This window comes from Leptospira ellinghausenii (assembly GCF_003114815.1).
Taxonomy (GTDB): domain Bacteria; phylum Spirochaetota; class Leptospiria; order Leptospirales; family Leptospiraceae; genus Leptospira_A; species Leptospira_A ellinghausenii.
Genome location: NZ_BFAZ01000009.1, coordinates 1468473 through 1491158, shown reverse-complemented (window position 1 = coordinate 1491158; position 22686 = coordinate 1468473). Strand labels below are relative to the sequence as shown.

Annotated in this window: 21 protein-coding genes; 14 read left to right on the top strand and 7 right to left on the bottom strand. The window is 35.3% G+C overall.

Features of this window, described 5'->3' with window-relative positions:
* Positions 1-2: 2 nt before the first annotated feature.
* The gene (locus DI076_RS15610; RefSeq protein WP_245918463.1) at positions 3-404 is read left to right on the top strand and encodes a c-type cytochrome; all 402 of its coding nucleotides are present in this window, start codon (positions 3-5) and stop codon (positions 402-404) included.
* A 21-nt stretch (positions 405-425) separates the two neighbouring features.
* Here DI076_RS15610 and DI076_RS15605 read toward each other — a convergent pair whose 3' ends face one another.
* Together DI076_RS15605 and DI076_RS15600 are read right to left on the bottom strand one after the other, a co-directional pair.
* Positions 426-1187, bottom strand: coding sequence for a hypothetical protein (locus DI076_RS15605; protein ID WP_108960662.1), 762 nt, complete (start codon positions 1185-1187; stop codon positions 426-428).
* Entirely contained in the window at positions 1184-3142 is a 1959-nt protein-coding gene (locus DI076_RS15600; protein WP_108960661.1) for an acetoacetate--CoA ligase, read from the bottom strand. Before DI076_RS15600 ends, DI076_RS15605 begins: the two co-directional genes overlap by 4 nt.
* Positions 3143-3234: 92 nt before the next feature.
* Here DI076_RS15600 and DI076_RS15595 point away from each other — a divergent pair, with 92 nt between their 5' ends.
* From DI076_RS15595 to DI076_RS15570, 6 genes are all read left to right on the top strand, one after another.
* On the top strand, positions 3235-4605 hold the full coding sequence (locus DI076_RS15595) for an MBOAT family O-acyltransferase (RefSeq protein WP_108960660.1): 1371 nt from the start codon (positions 3235-3237) through the stop codon (positions 4603-4605).
* An 8-nt stretch (positions 4606-4613) separates the two neighbouring features.
* Positions 4614-5702: a DUF1574 family protein gene (locus DI076_RS15590; protein ID WP_108960659.1), complete on the top strand. Its 1089-nt coding sequence runs from the start codon at positions 4614-4616 to the stop codon at positions 5700-5702.
* Between the two features lie 4 nt (positions 5703-5706).
* Complete coding sequence (locus tag DI076_RS15585) at positions 5707-6102, top strand: hypothetical protein (protein ID WP_108960658.1); 396 nt, start codon at positions 5707-5709, stop codon at positions 6100-6102.
* A 178-nt stretch (positions 6103-6280) separates the two neighbouring features.
* Positions 6281-7480, top strand: a complete 1200-nt coding sequence (locus DI076_RS15580; protein ID WP_245918462.1) for a TolC family protein — start codon at positions 6281-6283, stop codon at positions 7478-7480.
* Complete coding sequence (locus DI076_RS15575; RefSeq protein ID WP_108960656.1) at positions 7477-8619, top strand: efflux RND transporter periplasmic adaptor subunit; 1143 nt, start codon at positions 7477-7479, stop codon at positions 8617-8619. Before DI076_RS15580 ends, DI076_RS15575 begins: the two co-directional genes overlap by 4 nt.
* Before the next feature lies 1 nt (position 8620).
* Positions 8621-11731 carry an efflux RND transporter permease subunit gene (locus tag DI076_RS15570; RefSeq protein ID WP_108960655.1) on the top strand — a complete coding sequence of 1037 codons (3111 nt, stop codon included), beginning with the start codon at positions 8621-8623 and terminating at the stop codon, positions 11729-11731.
* Here the strand turns inward: DI076_RS15570 and DI076_RS15565 are convergent.
* Complete coding sequence (locus DI076_RS15565) at positions 11680-12486, bottom strand: dienelactone hydrolase family protein (protein WP_108960654.1); 807 nt, start codon at positions 12484-12486, stop codon at positions 11680-11682. The genes DI076_RS15570 and DI076_RS15565 overlap by 52 nt on opposite strands.
* Positions 12487-12855: 369 nt before the next feature.
* Between DI076_RS15565 and DI076_RS15560 the strand changes: the two genes are divergently transcribed.
* Entirely contained in the window at positions 12856-14568 is a 1713-nt protein-coding gene (locus tag DI076_RS15560) for an acyl-CoA dehydrogenase family protein (RefSeq protein ID WP_108960653.1), read from the top strand.
* A 95-nt stretch (positions 14569-14663) separates the two neighbouring features.
* Here DI076_RS15560 and DI076_RS15555 read toward each other — a convergent pair whose 3' ends face one another.
* Both DI076_RS15555 and DI076_RS15550 read right to left on the bottom strand, forming a co-directional pair.
* Positions 14664-15845 carry a fatty acid desaturase family protein gene (locus DI076_RS15555; RefSeq protein WP_108960652.1) on the bottom strand — a complete coding sequence of 394 codons (1182 nt, stop codon included), beginning with the start codon at positions 15843-15845 and terminating at the stop codon, positions 14664-14666.
* A 41-nt stretch (positions 15846-15886) separates the two neighbouring features.
* Entirely contained in the window at positions 15887-16972 is a 1086-nt protein-coding gene (locus DI076_RS15550) for a flavin reductase family protein (RefSeq protein WP_108960651.1), read from the bottom strand.
* Positions 16973-17126: 154 nt separating this feature from the next.
* Between DI076_RS15550 and DI076_RS15545 the strand changes: the two genes are divergently transcribed.
* On the top strand, positions 17127-17744 hold the full coding sequence (locus DI076_RS15545) for a TetR family transcriptional regulator (RefSeq protein WP_108960650.1): 618 nt from the start codon (positions 17127-17129) through the stop codon (positions 17742-17744).
* A 51-nt stretch (positions 17745-17795) separates the two neighbouring features.
* On the opposite strand, the gene DI076_RS15540 is transcribed toward DI076_RS15545, so the two are convergent.
* Entirely contained in the window at positions 17796-19601 is a 1806-nt protein-coding gene (locus tag DI076_RS15540) for a PAS domain S-box protein (protein WP_108960649.1), read from the bottom strand.
* A 231-nt stretch (positions 19602-19832) separates the two neighbouring features.
* On the opposite strand from DI076_RS15540, the gene lsa14 reads away from it, so the two are divergent.
* The 4 genes from lsa14 to DI076_RS15520 are packed head-to-tail and all read left to right on the top strand — an operon-like array spanning position 19833 to position 21867.
* Positions 19833-20216: an adhesin Lsa14 gene (gene lsa14, locus DI076_RS15535; RefSeq protein WP_245918460.1), complete on the top strand. Its 384-nt coding sequence runs from the start codon at positions 19833-19835 to the stop codon at positions 20214-20216.
* Positions 20216-20551 carry a TRL-like family protein gene (locus DI076_RS15530; protein ID WP_108960648.1) on the top strand — a complete coding sequence of 112 codons (336 nt, stop codon included), beginning with the start codon at positions 20216-20218 and terminating at the stop codon, positions 20549-20551. Before lsa14 ends, DI076_RS15530 begins: the two co-directional genes overlap by 1 nt.
* 1 nt (position 20552) lies before the next feature.
* Entirely contained in the window at positions 20553-20891 is a 339-nt protein-coding gene (locus tag DI076_RS15525) for a TRL-like family protein (protein WP_108960647.1), read from the top strand.
* A 1-nt stretch (position 20892) separates the two neighbouring features.
* Complete coding sequence (locus DI076_RS15520) at positions 20893-21867, top strand: hypothetical protein (protein WP_245918459.1); 975 nt, start codon at positions 20893-20895, stop codon at positions 21865-21867.
* Between the two features lie 53 nt (positions 21868-21920).
* Here DI076_RS15520 and DI076_RS15515 read toward each other — a convergent pair whose 3' ends face one another.
* Complete coding sequence (locus tag DI076_RS15515) at positions 21921-22325, bottom strand: 6-carboxytetrahydropterin synthase (protein WP_108961012.1); 405 nt, start codon at positions 22323-22325, stop codon at positions 21921-21923.
* A gap of 65 nt (positions 22326-22390) precedes the next feature.
* Between DI076_RS15515 and DI076_RS15510 the strand changes: the two genes are divergently transcribed.
* Positions 22391-22612: a DUF1858 domain-containing protein gene (locus DI076_RS15510; RefSeq protein WP_012390037.1), complete on the top strand. Its 222-nt coding sequence runs from the start codon at positions 22391-22393 to the stop codon at positions 22610-22612.
* The last annotated feature ends 74 nt before the right edge of the window (positions 22613-22686 follow it).

The window sequence follows — 22686 nt, the reverse complement described above, 5'->3', positions numbered from 1 at the left end:
AGATGGGACGATATCAATACCGGTATGTTTGTATCAGACTCATTTTTTGTATGATTCTTTTTGGTTGTAATTCAGAAAATGATTCGATAACCAAAGAACCACCTCCACCGAAAGCAACCACCGTCCCTTTACCCGAGGCAATGTACATTCAAAATGGATGTATCTCTTGCCATGGACCCGAAGGAAATGGAAGAGGTACACGGACACATCTACTAAGAGAAACCCGAATTCCTAATTTCCAAGATCGTACAACCTATTTGAATGGTTCCTCCAAAGAATCCATTGCAAACAGCATCAAAAATGGAATACCTGGAACTTATATGAAAGCATATTCACATATGCGAAAAAATGAAATTGATGCCTTAGCTGAGTACATTCTAAAAATGCAAAAGAATAACCGTTAACCTTTCAATTGAAACGAATCTTCAACGTCCAACATTCATTAAATTTGAAAATAATTCACAAGCAGACATGGATCCCAACTCACAAGCATCATCTAACTCGCCCAATGCAATAGATATTTCCTCAATTTTTTTAGTCTTAAGACGAGTATCTGCATTTGCCTCCATTTGTTTTGCTTTCATCAATTGTTCACTTACAGTAACAAAGTTCCACGGTGAAACTCTTTTTTCGTAAGCCAATGAATTTAGGAATATTTTGATATCTTTTTCGATCCGAGGGTAAACTGATTCAAAACAAGTTACTATGATTACAAATCCAAATTCTCCTGAAGTGGAGGTGATATAATGTTGGACGATTGTATCTTCTTTGTCTTTAAAACTTCCAACCATTCCAAGAAATTGATAAACTTCTTTGTTTTTAATTTCCGTTAATTTTTGTAAATTATAATATTCTTTTACATTTGAAACAAGAATATATCGTTTGGATTCTAAATGAAAAAGAATTGGATCGAGATATTGTTGTTTTTCTGATTCTTTAAAAAGGATCACAATCGCTGGAATGATTTCTCTGCCCGACTCTTCCTTTAATGGACTGGTTCGAAAATGATCAAACTTAGTTGAACTCCCATTTGACTTTCGGTTGGTTAAATACCAATTCGATGGTAAATGGAAGGAGATACAATGTGTCCTTAGGCAGGTTTTCCATTTTTCAACTTGCGCACTAATTGGGAATGTAAAAAGGACAATTCCAAAAATGAGTGAAAGACGGATTTTAGAACCATTCATTGCATTAGCTCATTTCTATCTTTGAAAAAATCAAGTGCATTCGGATTTGCCAAAGCATTTTTATTTTTTACTTCGATACCAGCAACAGTTTGTTTCACAGCAATTTCTACCTTTTTGCCATTGATCGTATAAGGAATTTCTGGTACTGTTAAGATGATAGAAGGAACGTGCCTAGGCGAAGTTTCATTTTTGATTTGTTCTTTGATTTTTTTAACTAAACGATCATCCAATTCAATTCCATCTGCGAGAACAACAAACAAGACAACTCTCACATCATCTTTGTAGTCTTGGCCAATGATCACCGAATCCTTAATTTCTTGTATTTTAGAAACAACGGAATAGATGTCAGCAGTTCCGATACGAACTCCTCCAGGATTCAGTGTAGCATCTGATCTTCCATAGATGATAACACCATTCTCTGGAGTGATGGAAGCAAAGTCACCATGACACCATATATTATCATAGGTTTCAAAATAGGCTGCTTTGTATTTAGCACCAGATTCATCATTCCAAAAGTATAAAGGCATAGAAGGGAATGGAGTTAGGCAAACCAATTCGCCCTTTTCTCCAGTGACAGATCTTCCCATACTGTCAAATACTTGGACATCCATTCCCAAACCTTTACATTGAATTTGACCAGCATACACAGGTAAACTTGGGTTTCCCAAAGCAAAACATCCATTTAAATCTGTTCCACCTGAGATGGAAGATAATTGAACATCTGTTTTGATATTTTCATATACATACTGAAATCCAGAAACAGGTAAGGGGGAACCTGTCGAAAGAATCACCTTTAAATCTGGTAGTGAGTATTTCGATTTTACTGAAATTCCTTCTTCTTCTAATACAGATAAGTACTTGGCACTGGTTCCAAAAATTTGAATGGATTCTTTTTCTGCCATACTCCAAAGGGTTTCCCAATTGGGATAAAATGGATTCCCATCAAACTGGTACAAGGTTGCACCCAATGCCAATACAGATTGAGACCAATTCCACATCATCCAACCACAGGTTGTATAATAAAAAAACCGATCCGCTTCTGATACATTACAATGTAACGCCAGTTCTTTGGTATGATTGAGTAATACTCCCCCTCCTTGGACAATGCATTTTGGAAGACCAGTTGTTCCTGATGAAAACATGATGTAAACTGGATCAGAAAAACTGATAGGAACGTAATCAATTGATTCATCCAATGCTTGTGATAAATCTTGGTAACGAATCGGATTCTTAATCTTACCAAAATCTTTGATAGGATTCATAAATTCATATAAAATTGTTTCTTTGAATTCGGAATTTTTTGCGGAAGATAAAGTTTGGGTGATCTCTTCCAATTTTTCAATGATCGAAATTTCTTTTCCCTTAAACGAATAGGATTCCACAGAAATCACTACCTTTGGGTAAATTTGTTCAAATCGATCCAATATCCCTTTGACTCCGAAATCAGGCGAAGCACTAGACCAAATAGCACCTAACGATGCTGTTGCCAACATGCCAATGGTAGAAATGGGAGCATTAGGCACAATTCCTACAACCCGGTCTCCTTTTTGAATTCCTAACGAAAGTAAGTGTTTTCGTAATTTAATGACCTCTAATTTTAATTCTTGAAACGTTAACCTTTGTACACCTCCATCTTCACCGTAAAAAACGATCGCTTCTTGTTTTGGATTCCCTCTCTCCAGTAAATTTTCAGCAAAATTGAAAGTAGCACCAGGAAACCATTTTGTTTCAGAAAACTGTTTCCCCTTCACAAAAGTTTGGATTGCCGGTGTTTTTAGAATCAGTCCTGATTCTTGTAACCATACTTTCCAAAAAATCTGCGATTCATCGATAGAAAATTGATGGAAGGAAACATAATCAGGAAAGGATTTCCCCAATTTTGTTTCGATAAGATTTTGGAACTTGTTGAGATTGTTCGAATGAGAAACGGGAGTCCATAGAGGATTTTGCGACATCTTGAGAACTGATCTTGTCCAATTTCAATATTAAGGCAAGTATGTTCCATAAATGAGTAGTAGAAAAAAATATTCGAGAAATTCTAGGGAAAATGCTGTTCAATTCGATTGATTATTTCTTTTTCTTTATAGCTTGTTATATCACTTATTGGATTTCACCTTCTCGGTTTCGCAAATATATCCTAATCGTTTTTTCATTATTATTTTATGGATATTGGAGTGGTTCGTTTTTAATACACTTCGTACTTTTTATCATTATCACCCACCTTTGTGTGATTGGAATTCTAAAAACAAAGAGGAAAATTTTCCTTATCATTGGAGTATCCATAAATTTATTAAATTTATGTTTTTTTAAATATATATTAACCTATTTAAAATATCTAATGTCGGAAGGGGAATTAACAATTCCCTTTTTCCAATCCTTATCAGAATTTGTTTTACCTTTAGCAATCAGTTTCTATACATTTCAAATGATTGCTTACCTCGTTGATGCTTGGAGAGGTAAATTTACAGAATCACCTTTCATTAATTTTTTATTATTTATTCTATTTTTCCCGCAACTGATTGCCGGACCCATCATGCGCCATGACGATTTTTATGACCAAATCGACCACGCAAAACTTACTTTAGATTTTGTTCAACGTGGGATCTTTCATATACTATCAGGTCTTATCAAAAAAGTACTCATCGCGGATCAAATCGCAAAATTGATCAATCCTGTTTATGCCAATCCAGGAGAATATGATGGGGTATCAATTTTTTTATCAACGTTTGCCTTTTCATTCCAAGTTTATGGTGATTTTTCAGGATACACAGACTTAGCAAGAGGATCTGCATTTTTGTTAGGATATGAAATTCCTGAAAATTTCCGATCCCCGTTTTTATCCGTTAGTTTTGCTGAGTTATGGAGCCGATGGCATTATACACTTTCAACATGGATCAGAGATTACCTCTACATACCATTGGGAGGAAACCGCGTTACAGAATTGAGATATAATATAAACACAATCATTGTGATGTCATTGTCAGGTTTGTGGCATGGAAATACTTACACCTTTTTTCTTTGGGGTTTTTTCCACGGAATTTTTCTATCCATCGAAAGGTTTGCTTTTGGTAAACCTAATAGAAGCAATATGACACCGTTAAAAAAAGTCATGGCTGTTATTTGGATTTTTACAATCTTTTCAGTTCTAGCTACATTTTTCAGAATCGATACTCTAGAAAAAATATCAACTTTTTGGTCTTCCGTTATCAATCTTAAAGGAAAAATTATTTATAAACCCGATTTTTGGGGACTTATGATTGGTAGTTATGTAATACAATTCGTTGAATATAAAAATTATTTTAAAGATAAATTAGATCCTTATATAGTTTGGTTGATACCATTCTGTACTATTCTAGTTTATTTTGCTTTAGTAAAGATTGAAGCCGCTACTGAAACCTTTATCTATTTCCAATTCTGAGATTAAATATGACACTAAAGAAAATTTACTTTTATCCATTACTTTTAATACTTTTTATTTTCACTGTTGATAAGATTGCCTGTATCCCTGATTTCCGTGAAGCTGCTAGAAGACCTTATAAATCTGGACAAAATATTCTCGTTGGATTTCCGAAAGTTTGGGAAGAAAATAAGCGGTTACAATCCGAAAAATTTAATGTAACAGTAGTTACTGGATCCTCCCGATCAGATATATTCCATGAATGGGAAAATATTCCTGTAAACAAAAGTACTTACAATAAACCAATCTATTTTGAAACACGACTTGCTCTAAAAGCTTCTGAATATTTTTTATACTACCTTTTACTTAAATCAATGGTAGATGGTGGATTTAAACCAAATTTATTATTTATAGAATTCTCAGAAGAAATGTTAAACGAGAATAATGTTTACTCTTACAAAACGAAGTGGAAAGAGTTAATGTTAACAGAGCGAGAATTAATTGATATTTTCCCTGTATTTAATGCTAAATATAAATTAGATGTATTAAGTAGATTGTTATTTGTCTCTTATAATTATCACATACGTCCTATCCAAGGAATTTCAAATTTAATAAAAGGGGAAAGAGCAGCGGATGATACATATTTCATTGCACTTTCTTCCTACTTAAATAAAAAAAGACCATTTAACCCTAATAATACGGGAATTGAAATCGATAATTTTACTCCAAAAGAATATGAAGAACGAATTGTAAATTACAGTAAATCTCAAGAACAATTATTGCTTAACAACTTCTTGATTTCAGAGACTGAAGTTGGATTTTTTAAAAGAATTATTGATCTTGCTGAAGAAAATAACATTCCCACCGTTATCTGGGAACCACAAGTACATCCCTATTATAAGGAACGTAGAAAATCGATCACCGGCGGAAATTTATTCGATTCGATTTCCGAACAATTAATTGAGAAAAATTCCAAAAATATTCGTCGTATATCTCTGAATAGAGGGAATACCAATTGTCGTTTGTATACAGATTCGAGTCACGTCTCACCACTTTGTGTCCCTGAAATCGTAGATAAGTTATTGCAAACTGCAAAGGAGATTCCAAACTTTCAATAATTGTATGAAACTCTTCGGTTGGCAAAAAAACGCACTCAAACAAAGTTTTCTATTTTGTTTTGTATTGGTGTTTTCAGCCAATTTTATGTACCAAAGGATTGTCGACAATGAGGTGAATTGTGGATCTTTAGGTACTCCTGAAAGTGGGTGTCCCTACGCTTTTTTAGACCATACGCTTGGCATCGATCCGGGTCACGATCTTGGCGATGATGCAGAACATTCCGAACATGTTTGTTTTTCTTGCCCTTGTAATTCTATAGTTTCTATCACTTCAAATCTATATCTTTCATATATTCTAATCAATCTACATAAAGTATATTTTGAACTGAATGAATTTCCTATTCCCAATTTTTCTACTCTATCTTATCTTTTCAGACCTCCAAGACAACAGATAACCTAGTTCTTTCGCACATCCGTTTACTTGCGTTATCTACGTGGGAGGTTCCATGTTTTATTCTTCAATTATAAAGAATATTAAATTGAATTGGCTTTCAATATTTCTATTGATGTCTACAATTTTTAATTCAAAAATCGAATCCCAAGAAAGTCTTGGGAATTCATGTCAAAATCAAAACTCAATGTTAGAATTGAGTATTTGTATCGTCAATCGCCATCCTGATTTTCGAATCGAGGAAATTAAACTGAAGGAAATTTCCGGAAGGAAAAAAATCGCCTCCTATTATTTTCCATCAAATCCAACTTTTTCTGGTTATGTGGCCAATAGAAAGGGAGACACAGCGGGACCAATCACAGGATCCACTCTTTCTACGGCCAATAACTTTCAAGTTATGGTAAATCAGGAAATTTACACCAATGGGAAAAGAGAAATTGCCATTAAAATCGCCGATGAAGAATTTAGAGCACAAGTATATCGACTAGAATCCGTTAAACGACTTTTAGAATTTGAAGCATTAAAAAAACTAACACGATTTCGATACCTTTTTTTGGAAAAGGAAAACAGTTTGTATAGTTTAAATTTGGTAAAAGAACTTAAAAAAGTTTCCAAAGCTAGAATCAACGAAGGACTTTCACCTGGAATTGATGAATCCTTATCTGAAGCAGAAGAAATCCGTATTTTCAAAATTTGGAATTTTTCACAAAGGCAATACGAAAATGCAAAGTCTGAATTAGAAGTTTTGCTTGGTTTTCCATTTGAGTTAACGCAATTAAATGCATTCCAGTGGAAACTACCTAACGATTTACCTAAAGATAAATCTGAGTTGGTGAAAATAGCATACCAATATAGACCAGAAATTTTTCTTACGGAAAAAGAAATCGAACTAGCGTTACTCCGACATAACGAAGTTAGAAAACAAAAAATTCCAAATGTGAGTTTGGGTGCTTTTGCACAAAACGATGGCTTTAATGAACGAGTCGTAGGCGGGATGTTAACGATTCCTCTGATCGTCTGGAGAGATTATGAGGGCGAATCGATCATCTCTTCTTCCAAAATCGATAGCTCAAAAGAATTGAAAGAATCTGTATCTAGAAATATCAAACAAGAAGTATTGTTTGCGCTTACAAATTTTATCACACTCACCGATGAAGTAAAACTTTATGATGAAAACAAACTAGAAAGAGCGGAATCCGATCTAAATAATCTACAAGAAGCCATCAGATTCGGTAAAATAAAAATTATCGATGCAATCAACCAACAAAGAATCTTATTACAAACTAAACTAAATTATCTAAGCACCAAATCAGAATACGAAGTATCGCAACTTGAGTTGATACGAGTGCTTGGATTACCAACAAATTCAATGGAAGTTCGACCATGAAAATTAATTTTAAACTCATCATTTTTTCTATCCTTATTTTAATCGGTGTTATCTATTTTTGGCAAAGCAGTCGTAACAAAACAATTGTTCCAGAAATTACCACAAACAAAAATTTTCTTCATTTAACAAAGGAACAACGAGATGCAATTTCGATTGAAGTCGAATTAGTTTCTCTAAAAAAAATTCACTCAAATATAGAACTGATAGGAGAAACAGAAGCAGTCCCAGATGACATAATGGATGTTCCCGCCAGAATTTCTGGTAGAGTCACAAGTGTGTATTTTGTTGAAGGTGATACCATTCAAAAAGGACAAAAACTAGCAACCATTGATTCTCCAGAACTTGCAAAACTTAGATCTACTTATCTCGTTGCAAAATCTAAATACAATGCAGCCGAACAAAACTTAACAAGAATTAGTTCACTCGTAAAAATGAATTTAGCTGCTAAACAAGAACAAATTGATGCGGAAGCAAATTTACGAGTGATTGAATCAGAGAAAAATTCAGCTGAAGAAAATCTACGTGCGAACGGCTTAAACATCGATAATAGTTCCACAGGACAATACCTTGTTTATGCACCAAGGTCTGGACTAGCTTTATCAAGAAATGCAGTTCCAGGTTCTATTGTGGCAGGAAATCAGATTCTAACCACCATTGCCAATCTTACCAATCTTTGGTTCCAAGCAAAAATATATGAAAATGATTTAAAATATTTATCAGAAGGGATACCGGCAGATGTTATTTTGAATGCTTATCCTGAATTAAACTTTTATGGAAAATTAGAACACATTGGTGAAAAAGTAGATCCCGAATCTCGAACAGTTCATGCACGTGTAGTTTTCAAAAACCAAAACAAAAAAGCAAAAATTGGATTGTTTGGAAGGGCAATCCTAAGTGTGAACGAAAGGACAGGAATTCAAATTCCCGAAACTGCAATTCAATCGTACCAAGATTCTAAATATGTTTTTATAGAAAACAAACCGGAAACTTACCAATGGCTAGAAGTTTCAACCGGTAGTACAAATGACAAAATGGTCGAAGTAATCTCTGGACTCAAAGAAGGAGACAAGGTCGTCACAAATGGTGCCTTTGAATTAAAAGCAATTTTGTTCAAAGATACATTTGGAGGAGGTGAATGATATGGAATTTTTAACTAAAATTGTATCTTTTTCACTTCAAAATCGCCTTTTAATCATCCTATGTACCATCTTACTAGTATTTGGTGGTTTTTTTTCACTAAAACATTTAAAAGTCGATGCTGTTCCTGATATAACAAATGTGCAAGTTCAAATCATTACAACATCTCCTTCTTTATCTACTCTAGAAATCGAACAATACATTACCTTACCTGTGGAACGTGCAATCACTGGAATTCCAAACTTAACAGAAGTTCGATCTGTTTCTAGATACGGATTTTCTTTGGTAACCGCAGTTTTTGCAGATGGAACAGACTTATGGAAAAGTAGGCAATTGGTTAGTGAAAAACTAACTGAAGCATCTGAAAACATTCCAGCTATTTATGGTAAACCAGTAATAGGACCCATTACAACAGGATTAGGAGAAGTATTTCAATTTACAATCGAAAGCCAATTCCATAGTCAAATGGAGTTAACAACCTATTTAAATTGGTATATCAATCCCGCCTTAAAGACAGTTCCAGGTATCGTGGAAGTGAATAGTTTTGGAGGCAAAACAAAACAATACCAAGTCATAGTTGATTCATTTAAAGCAGCTTCTTTGGGAATTTCTTTCAACCAAATTATCACTGCAATCCAAACAAATAACCTATCAACGGGTAGTGGTTATATTGAAAAATCAAATGAACAACTTATCATTGGGAGTGATGGGCTTTTAAAAACAATCGCAGATTTTGAAAAAATACAAATCGGTAAAATGAAAGATGGTTTTCCCATCTATTTGAATACCGTTGCAAAGATTGTCGAAGGCCCACGATTACGAAAAGGTGCAGCTACTTCTTCTGGAAAATCCGAGGTAGTGGGTGCCGTAACTTTGATGTTACTCGGAGAAAATTCCTTAGAAGTAACAAAATCTGTAAAAGAAAAAATAACTCAAATTGAAAAAACATTACCAACAGGGATGAAAATAAAACCGTATTATGATCGTTCCATCATGGTATCTAACACATTAAAAACAATTGTCTGGAATCTTTCGGAAGGAGCACTACTTGTTATCATTATATTGTTTTTAATGATAGGTGACTTTCGATCTGGACTCGTTATCGCCTCCGTCATTCCACTGGCGATGCTCATTGCGATTTCCTTAATGTTCGTAAGGGATTTACCTGCCAACTTAATGTCTATGGGGGCAATTGATTTTGGATTAATTGTCGATGGTGCAGTCATTCTAATTGAAAACTCACATAGAAGATTAGGATTAAAAGTAAAGGAACTAAAAAGATCGTTAACACCAATCGAAAAAAAGGATACAATTCTTGAAGCAACCATTGAAGTTAGGAAAGCAACAATTTACGGTGAAATTATCATTGGAATCGTTTATATACCTATTCTTACACTCAGTGGTACAGAAGGTAAAATGTTTATACCAATGGCAACTACAGTATTATTTGCATTGATTGGTTCCTTTATCCTTACACTCACAATTATACCAGTTTTAGCATCCTTCTTTTTACATTCAGACATTAAAGAAGACTCAAAAACTGCCTTTTTCCAAAAAATTCAAAACTGGTATATTCCGAAACTTGAATATTGCTTTAAAGATACAAATAAAGTCATGTATTCTACGATCATTATTTTTATTGTCTCAATTTTTCTCTTCTTTCGATTAGGCGGAGAATTTTTACCTAAACTTGATGAAGGAAACCTACTCATCGAGATTAGTCGATACCCCTCCACTACATTAACTGAATCATTAGCTTCATCTACAAAAATTGAATCTGCAATCCTAAAAGGGATTCCTGAAATTACAGAAATTGTATCAAGGACTGGTTCTCCTGAACTTGCGATCGAACCAATGGGGGTCGAAAAAACGGATATGTATTTGGACATGAAACCAAGATCCGAATGGAAACAATCAAAAGCAGATATTGAAAACAAGTTAGAGAAGATCATCCAACAAGTTTCACCACAAGTTGCTTATGGTTTATCACAACCTATTGAAATGAGAAATAATGAAATCATGGCTGGGATTCGAGCAGATGTTGGAATTAAGGTTTTTGGTGATGATTTGGTAAAACTAAAATCGATCGCAGAAGATATCTCATCCAATATTAAAAACATCGAAGGTGTGGCGGATTTAAGGATCGAACAATTATATGGTTTGGAGTATCTCAGGATAAAACCCAACCGAGAAAAATTGGCTCGATACAACTTAAGTATTACAGATATCAATCGCATCACTGAATCATTTTCATCTGGTGTACCAGCTGGGATCGTTTATGAAGGTATGAAACGATTTGATATTGTAGTGAAAACAGATATCAAATCTGATCCTGAACAAATTAAAAACATTCCTGTAAATGTCGGACAGAATCAATTTGCTCCATTCCATGAATTGGCAGATATTAAGATTGAAGATGGACCAGTTCAAATTTACCATCAAAACCAAAACCGTTACGCATTAGTGCAATTTAATATCAGAGGGAGTGATATGGTTTCAACGGTAGGAAAAGTAAAAAATGTATTAGCTGATAAAATAAAATTTCCTGCGGGTTATCATTTTATTTTAGGTGGAGAATTTGAAAAATTTGAATCGGCAACCAATACTTTGTTAGTTGTGGTTCCAATCACACTATTGATTATATTTTTAATTTTATACTTTGCGTTTAGCGAAGTAATGTCAGCGTTTATCATTTTTCTCAATGTTCCGTTCGCCATTACTGGTGGAATTTTGGCATTGTATTTAAGAAATCTACCATTCAGTATCTCTGCTGGTGTTGGATTCATAGCTCTATTTGGTATCGCAGTCCTAAATGGTTTAGTGTTAATTAGTTTTATCAAATCACTTGGGCATCATGGTAAAAAATTGGAAGATGCTATTAAAGAAGCAGCGATCTCTAGGCTTCGTCCGGTTCTGACAACAGCGCTACTTGCTTCCATTGGATTTATTCCAATGGCAATTAGTACCTCACCAGGTGCCGAAGTACAAAGACCTTTGGCAACAGTAGTGATAGGAGGGCTAATCACTGCGAGTGGATTAACCCTTTTCGTTTTACCGATTGTTTATTTAAAGTTTTTTGCGAAAAAGTCTTTCATACTTTCGAAAGAAGCATAATCTGCTTTTTCGTTATAAGCTAGGCCAGGTAATCCATGTTTTTCAGCACCTGGTCGAGTGAAACCATGTACCGCACCTGGATGTGAAACAAACGTTACTGGAGCTTTTGCTTCGGTAATTGTTTTTACAAACGTTTCTACAACATTTTTAGGTATAAAAGGATCATCCGCTCCATGGTGAACTAAAACTTTACTTTTAATTTTTTTAACACCAGTTGCTAAATTTTTGCTTCCTAACATCCCATGAAAAGAAACAACTCCACCTTTAAGATCAGCACCATCTAATGCAAGTTCAATGACACCTCCTCCACCAAAACAATATCCAATCGCGCCAATTTTAGTAGAATCAACATTTGGATTTGATTTTAAAATTTCGATTGCTTTATAGATTTTTTTAAGGAGAACTTTTGGATCACCATTTGCACTTGATAGTTTTCCCGCTTCCACATGGTCTTTCGCGAGAATCCCTTTTCCATATACGTCCATAACAAAAGCAACATAACCTAAATCTGCTAATTGTTTTGCTCTTTGTTTTGGATACTCATTGACCCCCCACCACTCGTGAATCACGAGAATTCCAGGTCGTTTGCCAGTGATACTTGAATCAACAGCCATAAACCCTTCGTATGTCTTGCCATCCAATTTATATTCTAGCGGACTCAAAGTGACAGTTGATTTGACTGGCAGTTCAGAAGTCGGTAGTGAACTACACTGGAATGCAAACATCATTGTTAATATGGAAAGGAACAGTTTCATAAATCTCCTTTTGATCTTTGAAATGGCTTAGAATCCAAAGATCAACTTTTCCATTCTTAGATAGAAACTGAGGTGTTGAAAGTAGAATTTTTATCTTGTTCTACGCATAATTTTATATAAATTTGTCGCTTTCGGGATTCTCAAATAAAAGTAATCGGATTCTTTTCCATTTGAGTCTATTTTTTTACTTTCGATTTACTATTTTCGAAAATCAAACCTACTTTCAAGAAACCGATCGGTCTACTTTATTTATTTTCTCAGAGAACCGATCGGTTCACAAATTGTAGAAAAATGATATTTTTTTGTTAGTTGGATTTTTTTTATCGCAAGACCTTGCTTCGTTTTATCTTTTTGACCTGAGGATAAAAAATGATCCAAAATAATTACTTCCAAAGTAACGAAGACTTAAAAGAACATTTCTATGAATTAATTGATTGGAATGAAATTGTACCCATTTACGAAAATCAGTTCTCCGATGCGAAACTTTATGAATCTACAAAAAATGCCAGATTAGAAATGGCTCCGACATCTGTCGAAGAAGCAATCGCTTATTATGAAGAGATACTAAAATCTTGTGGTGAAATTAGTGGAATGTATGTTTCACAAGTTGCCTCTACAGTTGATGCAAAAGGCTTAAAATTTGAAAATGGAGATGTGACCCATCCGAAGGAGATGGTTGATGTCATCCAAATGTATCATGATGCTGGACTTGGACCAGCTGCCTTTAAACGTAAATATGGCGGACTCGGAGTACCAAGTATCATCAAAGCGATGATCGCAGAGATCATGTACCGATCTGATAGTTCCATCACCATTGCCGTTGGTAGTATGGGACTTGCAGCAATCTTAGAAGTATGTGCATCAGAGGAGATGAAACAGGAATGGATTCCAAAACTCATTTCAGGTAACTATACGGTCACGATGGGGTTATCAGAACCTGACTTTGGTTCCGACTTACCCAATATCACAACAAAGGCAGTAAAAAAAGGAGAAGAATGGTTACTCAATGGTACCAAACGTTTTCAAACGGTAGCTTGTGGTATCAATGGAAGTCCAGGAATTACTCTTACCCTAGCAAGAACAGGTACCCAAGAAAGTGGAGCAAGAGGTTTGTCTTTTTTTATAGTTGAAAACAAAGATTACCAAATCCAAGGGATCGAAAAAAAATTAGGGATCAAAGCATCTGCCACTTGCGAAACGGTATTTGAAAATAGCAAAGGCCATTTAGTTGGAAAAGAAGGTTTTGGTCTTGTAAAATACGTAATGGGAATGTTAAACGGAGCTCGACTCAGTGTTTCTTCTCAAGGAACTGGAATTGTAACAGCAGCATATGAAGAAGCATTGAAGTATGCTAACGAACGAATTCAATTTGGAAAGGCAATTTATGAAATCCCAGCCGTAAAAAGAATGTTAGATCGTATGGAAAGAGAACTCGCTGGAATGCGTTGTCTCATGGTGGAAGCTGCCTATTCTGTTGATAAATATTATTGGTATGAAGATGGCCGAGAAGTTTCAGCAGAAGAAAGTAAAACAGCCAAGTTTTGGGAGAAAGTTGCGAACACACTCACACCAATTTCCAAGTATTATAACTCAGAAATGTGCAATGATTTAGTTTATGACGGCTTACAAGTATTAGGTGGGGCTGGTTATACAGAAGATTATGATCTTTCTCGATTGTATCGCGACGCAAGGATTACAAATATTTATGACGGAACTACACAAATCCAAGTAAATGCGGCAATAGGTGGTATTACTTCTGGGATGAGTGGAACGGGAACCTTTCGGGCGTATTTAGACCATTTAGCAAAAGGTTCAGAAGGAAACAATTCACTTTCTGAGATACGTAATCTTTTTGAATCCGTTGTTGATACTTTCAAATTGATCCAAGACCAAGGAACAAAAGAAGCATATAGTTTTGAAGTAGTGGAATCAGCTGCTCGAGTGGTTATCGGATACCTTATGGAACGAAGTAAAAACAAATCCAAATCTCGAAAAGAACTTCGAACAAAATGGTGCAAAGAATTTCATAACGATAGTTATGCGATTCTTACATCAAACCATATCAAATTAAAATCAGTATAAAAAAAAAGGGCCCTCCATGACAGAGGGCCCTCGAGAAAGGAAAGGGAAGGTCTTCCTCCATTGCGACGGGGAGGAAGACCAAAAGATTGTTCAGATTAAGTGAGTGATACTGTTTTCTCTTCAGTTGGAAGAGAAACTTGGAAACTTGGTTGGCTTAAAACGATGGAAGGTTCTAAATACTTCTTACGTTTCCCCATAACTTTATTTGCAATGTGATCAGGGAATGAATAAGCAATGATTCGTTTCCATACAGATCCAAATTGTTTCACAAAACTTCCAGTGTTATAGTGTTGTCCATACTTTGCACAAATTTCTTTTAATCTTGGTGCAACTTCACGATAACGTTTTGCTGGCATATCAGGAAACATATGGTGTTCGATCTGGTGGCTCAAATGGCCAGTCATCGTATAAAACAAATTATTTCCTTCAAGATTAGAAGAACCTTTCAATTGTCTTAAATACCATTGTGCTTTTGTCTCACCTGCTATTTCTTCAGTGGTAAAGGATTCTGCGTTTTCAGTAAAATGTCCGCAAAAAATCACAGCGTAAGTCCAAAGGTTTCTGATTAAGTTTGCTAATAAATTTCCTAAGATAACTTTTGGAAAATTTAAACCAGCAAGTGCAGGAAACAAAATATAATCTTTCAACATTTGAAGTTCAATTTTTTTAAAGAAAACTGCTTTGTAATCTTTCAAAGTTTTTTTCTTTCTTAACTTTTTTGGAGTTTCTAAGTATTCAACTCGGTAACCATGCGCGCCGATTCCCCATTGGAAATTTAATGCTAAAAATAAATTTGTAAATGGTTGTGTTAGGTGGACCGGTTTCCACTTTTGACCTTCCGTTAATCTTGTAAAATTATACCCATAGTCATGATCTTTGTTCAAAACATTGGTATAAGTATGGTGCATATAATTATGGTAAAACTTCCATTGGTGTGCATTACAAACGATATCCCACTCAAAGGTTCTGGAATTAAACTTTGGATCGTTCATCCAATCATATTGTCCATGTAGAACGTTATGACCTAACTCCATATTATTGATGATTTTGGAAATTGATAACAACAATGTTCCAGCCACAAAGGAAATTGGTTCGAAACTAAAGTGAATCAATCCTCTTCCTAAAACTTCAGTGTATCTGTATGTTTTATAGATAAATCGGATGTGATCTGCATCTTCCTTTCCTACTTTTGCCATCACTTCTTCTCGAAGTGAATCAACTTCTTTTCCAAATGCTTCTATTTCTTCTTTGTTTAATTTTTTGCTAATCGTTCTCATTTTATTATCCTATGATAAATTCTTTTCCTAATTATCTTAATTTAAAGTTCGAGTTCCAAATTGGATTCAGCACGTGACACACAGATTTGAATATTTTCTTCACCTAACTGTGATTTTTCACCGTTTGATAAATCTGTTACGGCACCAGCCTGTTTTTTACATACACATGTATGGCAAATCCCCATACGACATCCACTTTGAGGGTAAATTCCTTGTTCTTCGAGTTCATCAAGGATGGAACGTTCACCTTTCACTTGGATGGTTTTGTGACTAAGAGACAAGTATACATCTACGGTTCCCTCTTTTTTCACATTTGTAAGATTTTGACCAGGTAAGAGAAATAGTTCGGATTTTACAGGTAAACCTTCCAATAGCGAAAGTGCCTTTGTTTGCATTGGTGATGGACCACAAACATAAACAGATGTCGATTTTAGATTCGGAACATACTGATCCAAAATTTCTTTTGTTAAGAAACCAGAAACAAAACCTTCCTTTGGAACATCAGAAAGTATGTATTGTACGGTTAACCATTGATTATTTTTTTCTATCAAATCAATTGATGATTTTAGAATGATATCGTCTACCGAACGAACAAAATACAATAGTGTAACTTTGCCGTTATAGTTTAACGCTTGTAAGTCTTTTAAAATCGAATGGATAGGAGTGATTCCACTTCCACCTGCTAATAAAAGTAATTCTTTTGGAAGTTCTTTGGAGAGAACAAATTCGCCTGAAGCCTCTCCTAAGTCTAAAACATCTCCCTTTTTAGTGTTTTGATTCAAAAAGTTTGATACCAAACCACCCTTTTGGCGTTTAACAGTGATTTGTAAATATTTTTCATTTGGATGAGAAGACAAAGAGTAAAACCGAGTAACTCTTCTTCCAGCGATTTCAACTGTCACCGGAACGTGTTGGCCTGATAAAAAACCTTTCCATAACCAGTTTGGTTTTAAGACAAAAGTTTTTGCATCAGCTGTTTCTTCTTTGATGTCGATTACTTTTGCTTTTGTTGTCGTGACAGAAAACCTAGGATTCAATTCGCCTAGGAAAAAATCTGCCCACTCTTTCGGTTGAAGGAAGTTTAGAAATTCCTTCGGTTGGTTGTAGATAAAAGGAAATGTTTTCATTTTCGCCTCTTTTTCGCTTTTAAGTGAACACGTGTTCACGGAGTTATCTAATAGTGTTAACTTACAACGTTCAATATGTCAACCCAAAAGAGGCAATTTTTCCTTGCTTTTCAAAAAAAAGTGAACAATCGTTTACTCAGTTTAGCACCCACTTATGAACAAACGCGACACTCAGAAGCAAAAAACCCACTCCCAACTCCTGGAAAGTGCCCTACAATTGATGGGAGAAGAGAAAGGATTGGGTGATTTGAGCCTACGAGAGGTCACAGCACATGCTGGAATTGTTCCGGCAGCCTTCTACCGCCACTTTAAGTCCATGGAAGAATTAGGGCTGCATTTAGTGGAAGAATGCGGGGAAAGGATCCAACTCATTGTCGGTGATGCCAGAAACAAGGGAGCCTATCGTTCGGCACTTCAACTCACCATAGGGTATTTTTTTGACTACGTAACCCATAACCGATCCTTGTTTCGGTTCATTGCCAGGGAAAGGACAGGTGGGAATCGTAAAATTCGCGAGAACATTCGAGAAGCCATGCGCAGAATTGCCCGTGAATTGGCCAAAGATATGCGGATGCCCAAATTGATTTCGATGGATGATACAATATTTGCTTCGGAGCTTATTGTGAGTATCTGTTTCCAAATGGCATCTGATTATTTGGATTTAGAGGATGATGCACACTCAGAGATGAGAAAGTTAAAATTACAAACGATCAAACAAGTCCGTCTCGTCTTCATTGGAACAATCCGCGGTAGAAAACAAAGGCACAGATGAGTTTCTAGAACAAAGAAGAATTCAAATCGAACTTACGCAAAAAGGAATCAATTATTCTTTGTTGTGTAATGGAAAAGATATGATGATGTTCAAACCTTCTCCTTTTTTGGAAACCGAAGAAAAAACACCTTTGAGTTGAGATGTCAAACTTCGGATGAGCTCATAACCGAAATGATTTCCTTTTTCAATATTGACTGATTCTGGTAATCCAACTCCATCATCTCCAACTGCTAACACCACGTTTTGATTGGAAATGGACAAATGGATTCTAATATCTCCACCTTTATCATTTGGATATGCATACTTTAATGCATTTGTCAAAAGTTCATTTAAAATCAAACCTAATGGCAGAGTACGTTTTAAATCTAATCGAATGTCTTCCAGTTTCACATCAAAACGAATTTTACTTGGATTCAAAACAAAAATATCATGCAAACTGTAAACTAAGTCTTCAATGTATTTACGAAGATCAACAGATTCCAAGTCTTCTGATTGGTATAAATTTTCATATACCTTTGACATCGACATAATCCGAGACTGTGCATTTAAAAAGGATTGTTTTGCGAGTTCATTTTCAACTTTAAAAGATTCTAGATTGAGTAATCCAGAAATAATCGCCAATGTATTTTTCACTCGGTGTTGTAATTCTTTTAATAGAACATCTTTTTCTTCGAGAGATTTTGCTAACTTACCTTCGATATCTAAAATTTTGGTGACATCTAGATTAAACCAAAGTACAAATCGTTCCCCAGCAATTTCAATTCCTTGGCTAAAAACAAGAACTTCATGATGGACTCCGTCAGAGTGATGGACCGACATTCTTTCCCCTGACAAACGACCATTTTCTCGATAAATTTCGTTTAGTTTCTCAATTTGAACAGGGTTACTCCAGGCTTTAAAATCATCAGCTTTACGACCAATCACCTGCGATTTTTCAAATCGAAAAATAGATTCCATCGCAGGGTTGATATCAAGATAGGTTCCATCTTTAATCGTAGAGATAGCCATGGCAATCGGACTGAGTTGGAACACTTTTGCATAGAGACTCTCACTATCTTTGGGTGGAACAAGTACTGGAGACTCTGGATTTTCTCTAAAAACGATGACAATTCCATTTAAATTTTTATTAGAATCTAAAATTGGAGAAATTGTTTCTGTAACGTTTGTTTCTCGGCCTTTACTTGAAATGATGATTAAATTATTTCTTCTTTTTGATTCTAAAAATTGATCATTTTCATTATCAAATGAATAAGATACACGCATACGTGATTCCGCTTGAACCAAAAATAAAAACGAAGACAAATCCTTATTCATCAATTCGTTCTTATGGTATCCTAACATATCTAAAGCTTTTTGGTTAATTTCCCTGATTTGTCCTTCAGGAGTTAAAACAATGAGACCATCACCCATTGCTTCAAACGTAATCCTAAGTTCTTTTTCTCGGAATGCCAAACTTTGTTCTGCTGCATGAAGTTTTAGCGCAGACTTGATCATACATTCTATAATGTCTGGACTCGTAATTTTGGGAATAAAGCCGTAATGTTTTAAATCAGCAACTCGATTCAAAATCTTTTGGTCCGAATATCCGCTCAAAAATAAAATTGGCACTTCTTTGATTTCTAATATTTTTTTGGCTAGTTGGATTCCATCTAATTCATCAGACAAATTAATATCCATTAGTATCAGATTAACTTTTTCCTCTGATGTTATGCAATCAATTGCATCCAAAGAATTGGAAACATGTTGCACCGAATAACCTTTGATTTTAAGAAATTCTGCCTGTGAGACCGCCAAAATCGCTTCATCCTCAACAAGGAGGATGTGACCTAAACTATGTTTGATCTCGGTGGTAGGCATCGTAGGTACTGGTTCTACCGAAACTTAAAATTAGCCCCGGGAATTGCAATCTAATATAGAACAAAAAAATTTCAAAAAAAAACGTATGATATGCAATAAATTGAAATAGATCAGAAATTTTATGAAACTATAAATTGTTTCATAAAATTTGTTAGGTGGTTAGTATTGGATTGCTTTTTTCCGCGAACATTTGTTTGTTTGTAATTAAAATAAAGCGAAATGGAGTTCCATTTGAAATTTAAAATCTTTTTTTTGGTAAATTGTTTATTTCTGTGCAAGTGTACTGGCTTTAACTTGTTATACGAAACTTCGGCCAACGGAAATACAAACCCGTCACGGGAATATGCAACAACTGCTCCCATGTGGAAAGGTGGATTTTTTTACCACCGCAACACCACCCCAGGGCCTATTGGCATTGGTGTGGAACCAAAAGCAGAAGGTCGAGCTTGTAGTAATTCTTACCTTGGTTTGTTCTCTTTTGGTAATTCAAGGATTGAAGCAGCTAAAAAGAATGGAAACATTCAAAAAGTTGCCTTCGTCGATTATGAAAATTCGGGTGTTTTTGCCGGATTTATTTACCACCAATTTTGTACGATCGTAAAAGGTTCAAATTAATGAATTCATTAAAAAGACATAATATTCTATTTTTCGTTATCATTTTATTTTTTTCCCTATTTTTTACAGGATGTGCAGTCGGCCCTACCCATGGCTATATTGTAACAGAGACCCAATTTCCTGGTACATTCAATCCAGAAAATAATGTTAAAGCGGATAAAGAAGCCAAAGGTTGCCAATACACTGTGTTGTATTTAGTTACCTATGGAGATGCGGGAGCTGGTAGCATTGCTTTCAAAAATGGAATTACCAAAATAGCAACAATAGATCATTCCACCTTTAGTTTGTTTAGCGGGCTCATCCGTAATTATTGTACTTTCGTAGTAGGCGAATAAAATGAATTTTATCAAATCTATACTTATAATCTTTATTCTTTCTTTTTTTACCCATTGTCAGTCAGGTCCATTCCCTGCTTTTATCTATCAATATTCCACACAACATATGATAGGTGACTCAACCGGAAACAATCTAACTTCGGCAAAAATTTTAAAATTCGGAAAATCTTGTTCTTTATCAGGTTATATCATCAATTTTTTCTACTATGGTGCTGGAAACTCAATTGAAGAAGCCGCCAGAAATGGAAACATCCAGAAAGTTGCATTAGTTGATAGGGAGTCACTTTCAATTCTTGGTGTGTTGTTTTATAGAGAATGTATTATCGTCTGGGGTGAATAATTTGAATTTATCCCAACGATATTTATTTTTAGCAATTGTATTGTCATTGTTCATTGTAAGTGGATTTACTAATCTACAAGCAAGGGAAACAGACAATATCCATGAAAAACCACAATTAATTGATCCTGATAATCATCGATTTTATTTTCGTTATGTTTTGGGTGCAGCAAGGGGCCAAATTCCAGAAAGGAGATTGGAGACAACTGATAGTATTTTATTTGGACAAAGTAGAATTTACCAGTTAACACCATTATATAACGGAGATTTAGATTTAGGGCAACTTGAATTCGAATATCGATATAAAGATAAATTTCGATTTTTTGCAGAGAATCGAACTGTGAAGGATGGTGGTGACTATAGAGACATCATGAAATTCAGAGAATTCCAAAAAAGAGTTGGTGTTGGTTATTTCCATCCAGTGTTTAAATTTTTGAGTATTGGTGTTTCGATCCGAGATGCAAATATCAAACAAGATTTTCGATCGGACTATTTAAATTTATACAAACTTGACAATAGTATCTTTTATTCTAGTCCAAGTGCTGAATCACAACTTAGAACAAAAGGTTGGGTGCCTGGGATTCATATCGAAATTAAACCTCTTCGATGGTTTGAAATTCATTTGGGTCGAATGTATTATCATATGGGTGGGGACTTAAGTAGAACATCACTCAATTTTATTCCTTCGACAGCGGGTTTACTGTATGCTCCATTAAATGTTCAATCTGATTTTTTATACTCTGGTGTTCAGGATAAATTTGATATCGTATTCCGATATTCAACATGGTTTGCAACTAAATGGGGTTATACGAGAGACAATATCAATATAAAATTTAATCAATATTATATGACTACCTTAGACAATCAGACTACCCTTCTTATGACTGCTCTAGGAAGAAGGTCAAGTGCCAAACTTGACTTTGATTCGGTTAATTTTACAGTGGAGTTTTCAAAAAGTTTTGGAGAGGGTGCATTTTAAATCCAAAATGCATCAATGACATTTGCATAGTTTCACTTTTCGTGTAAGTGAAACTATGTTTCTGGTTCAAAAAAAGCTAAATTTTCTGGTCCTTCATGGATGACAATCCTACGAATTTTTCCCTCTGATTCCTTTACTTCCTTCTTCAAACCAGAATAAAACCAACGTGCTACATTTTCCGAAGTGGGGTTGATCCCTTTGAAATCGGGGTGGTCGTTGATGAGGAGATGGTCGATGGAATGAACCAGTTCCATCAGTTTGTTTCGTGCCGTTAAAAAATCGAAAGAAATTCCATCTGGTCGGATGTTCGTTTTTCCTTCTAAAAACACTTCTACTTTCCAGGAATGGCCGTGGATTGGCTCGTCAGTGCCATCGGCAAAGTACTGGTAGAGGAAATGGGCGGACTCAAACCGACCTTCAATACGGACATAAAATTTCCCGTTTTCCTGGGTAAACATTCCATTGACGAATAGAGCGTAGTCCAATATTTGTATAGTAATTTCCTCTCGAGGGCTCAAAGAAGATGACTGAATCAACAAAACCACGCTTTTTTAAAGAAATGACCGTAGGCGAAGCAATTGCCATCCATCCGGAAGCGGGGCTTGTTTTCTCAAGTTACCACTTAGGTGGATGTTCCCACTGTTCCATCAATGAAGTGGAAACAATTGAACAAGTTTGTATGGGATATGGAGTGGAAGTAGACACTCTCATTGACTCATTAAACAATTTGTTTGCCGAAGAGTAGTCACAAATCATCTGTTTGGGTCGATCGCATCGGCCCCAATCCTACTTTGGTATCAGTTGGTGTGAGATGAATTT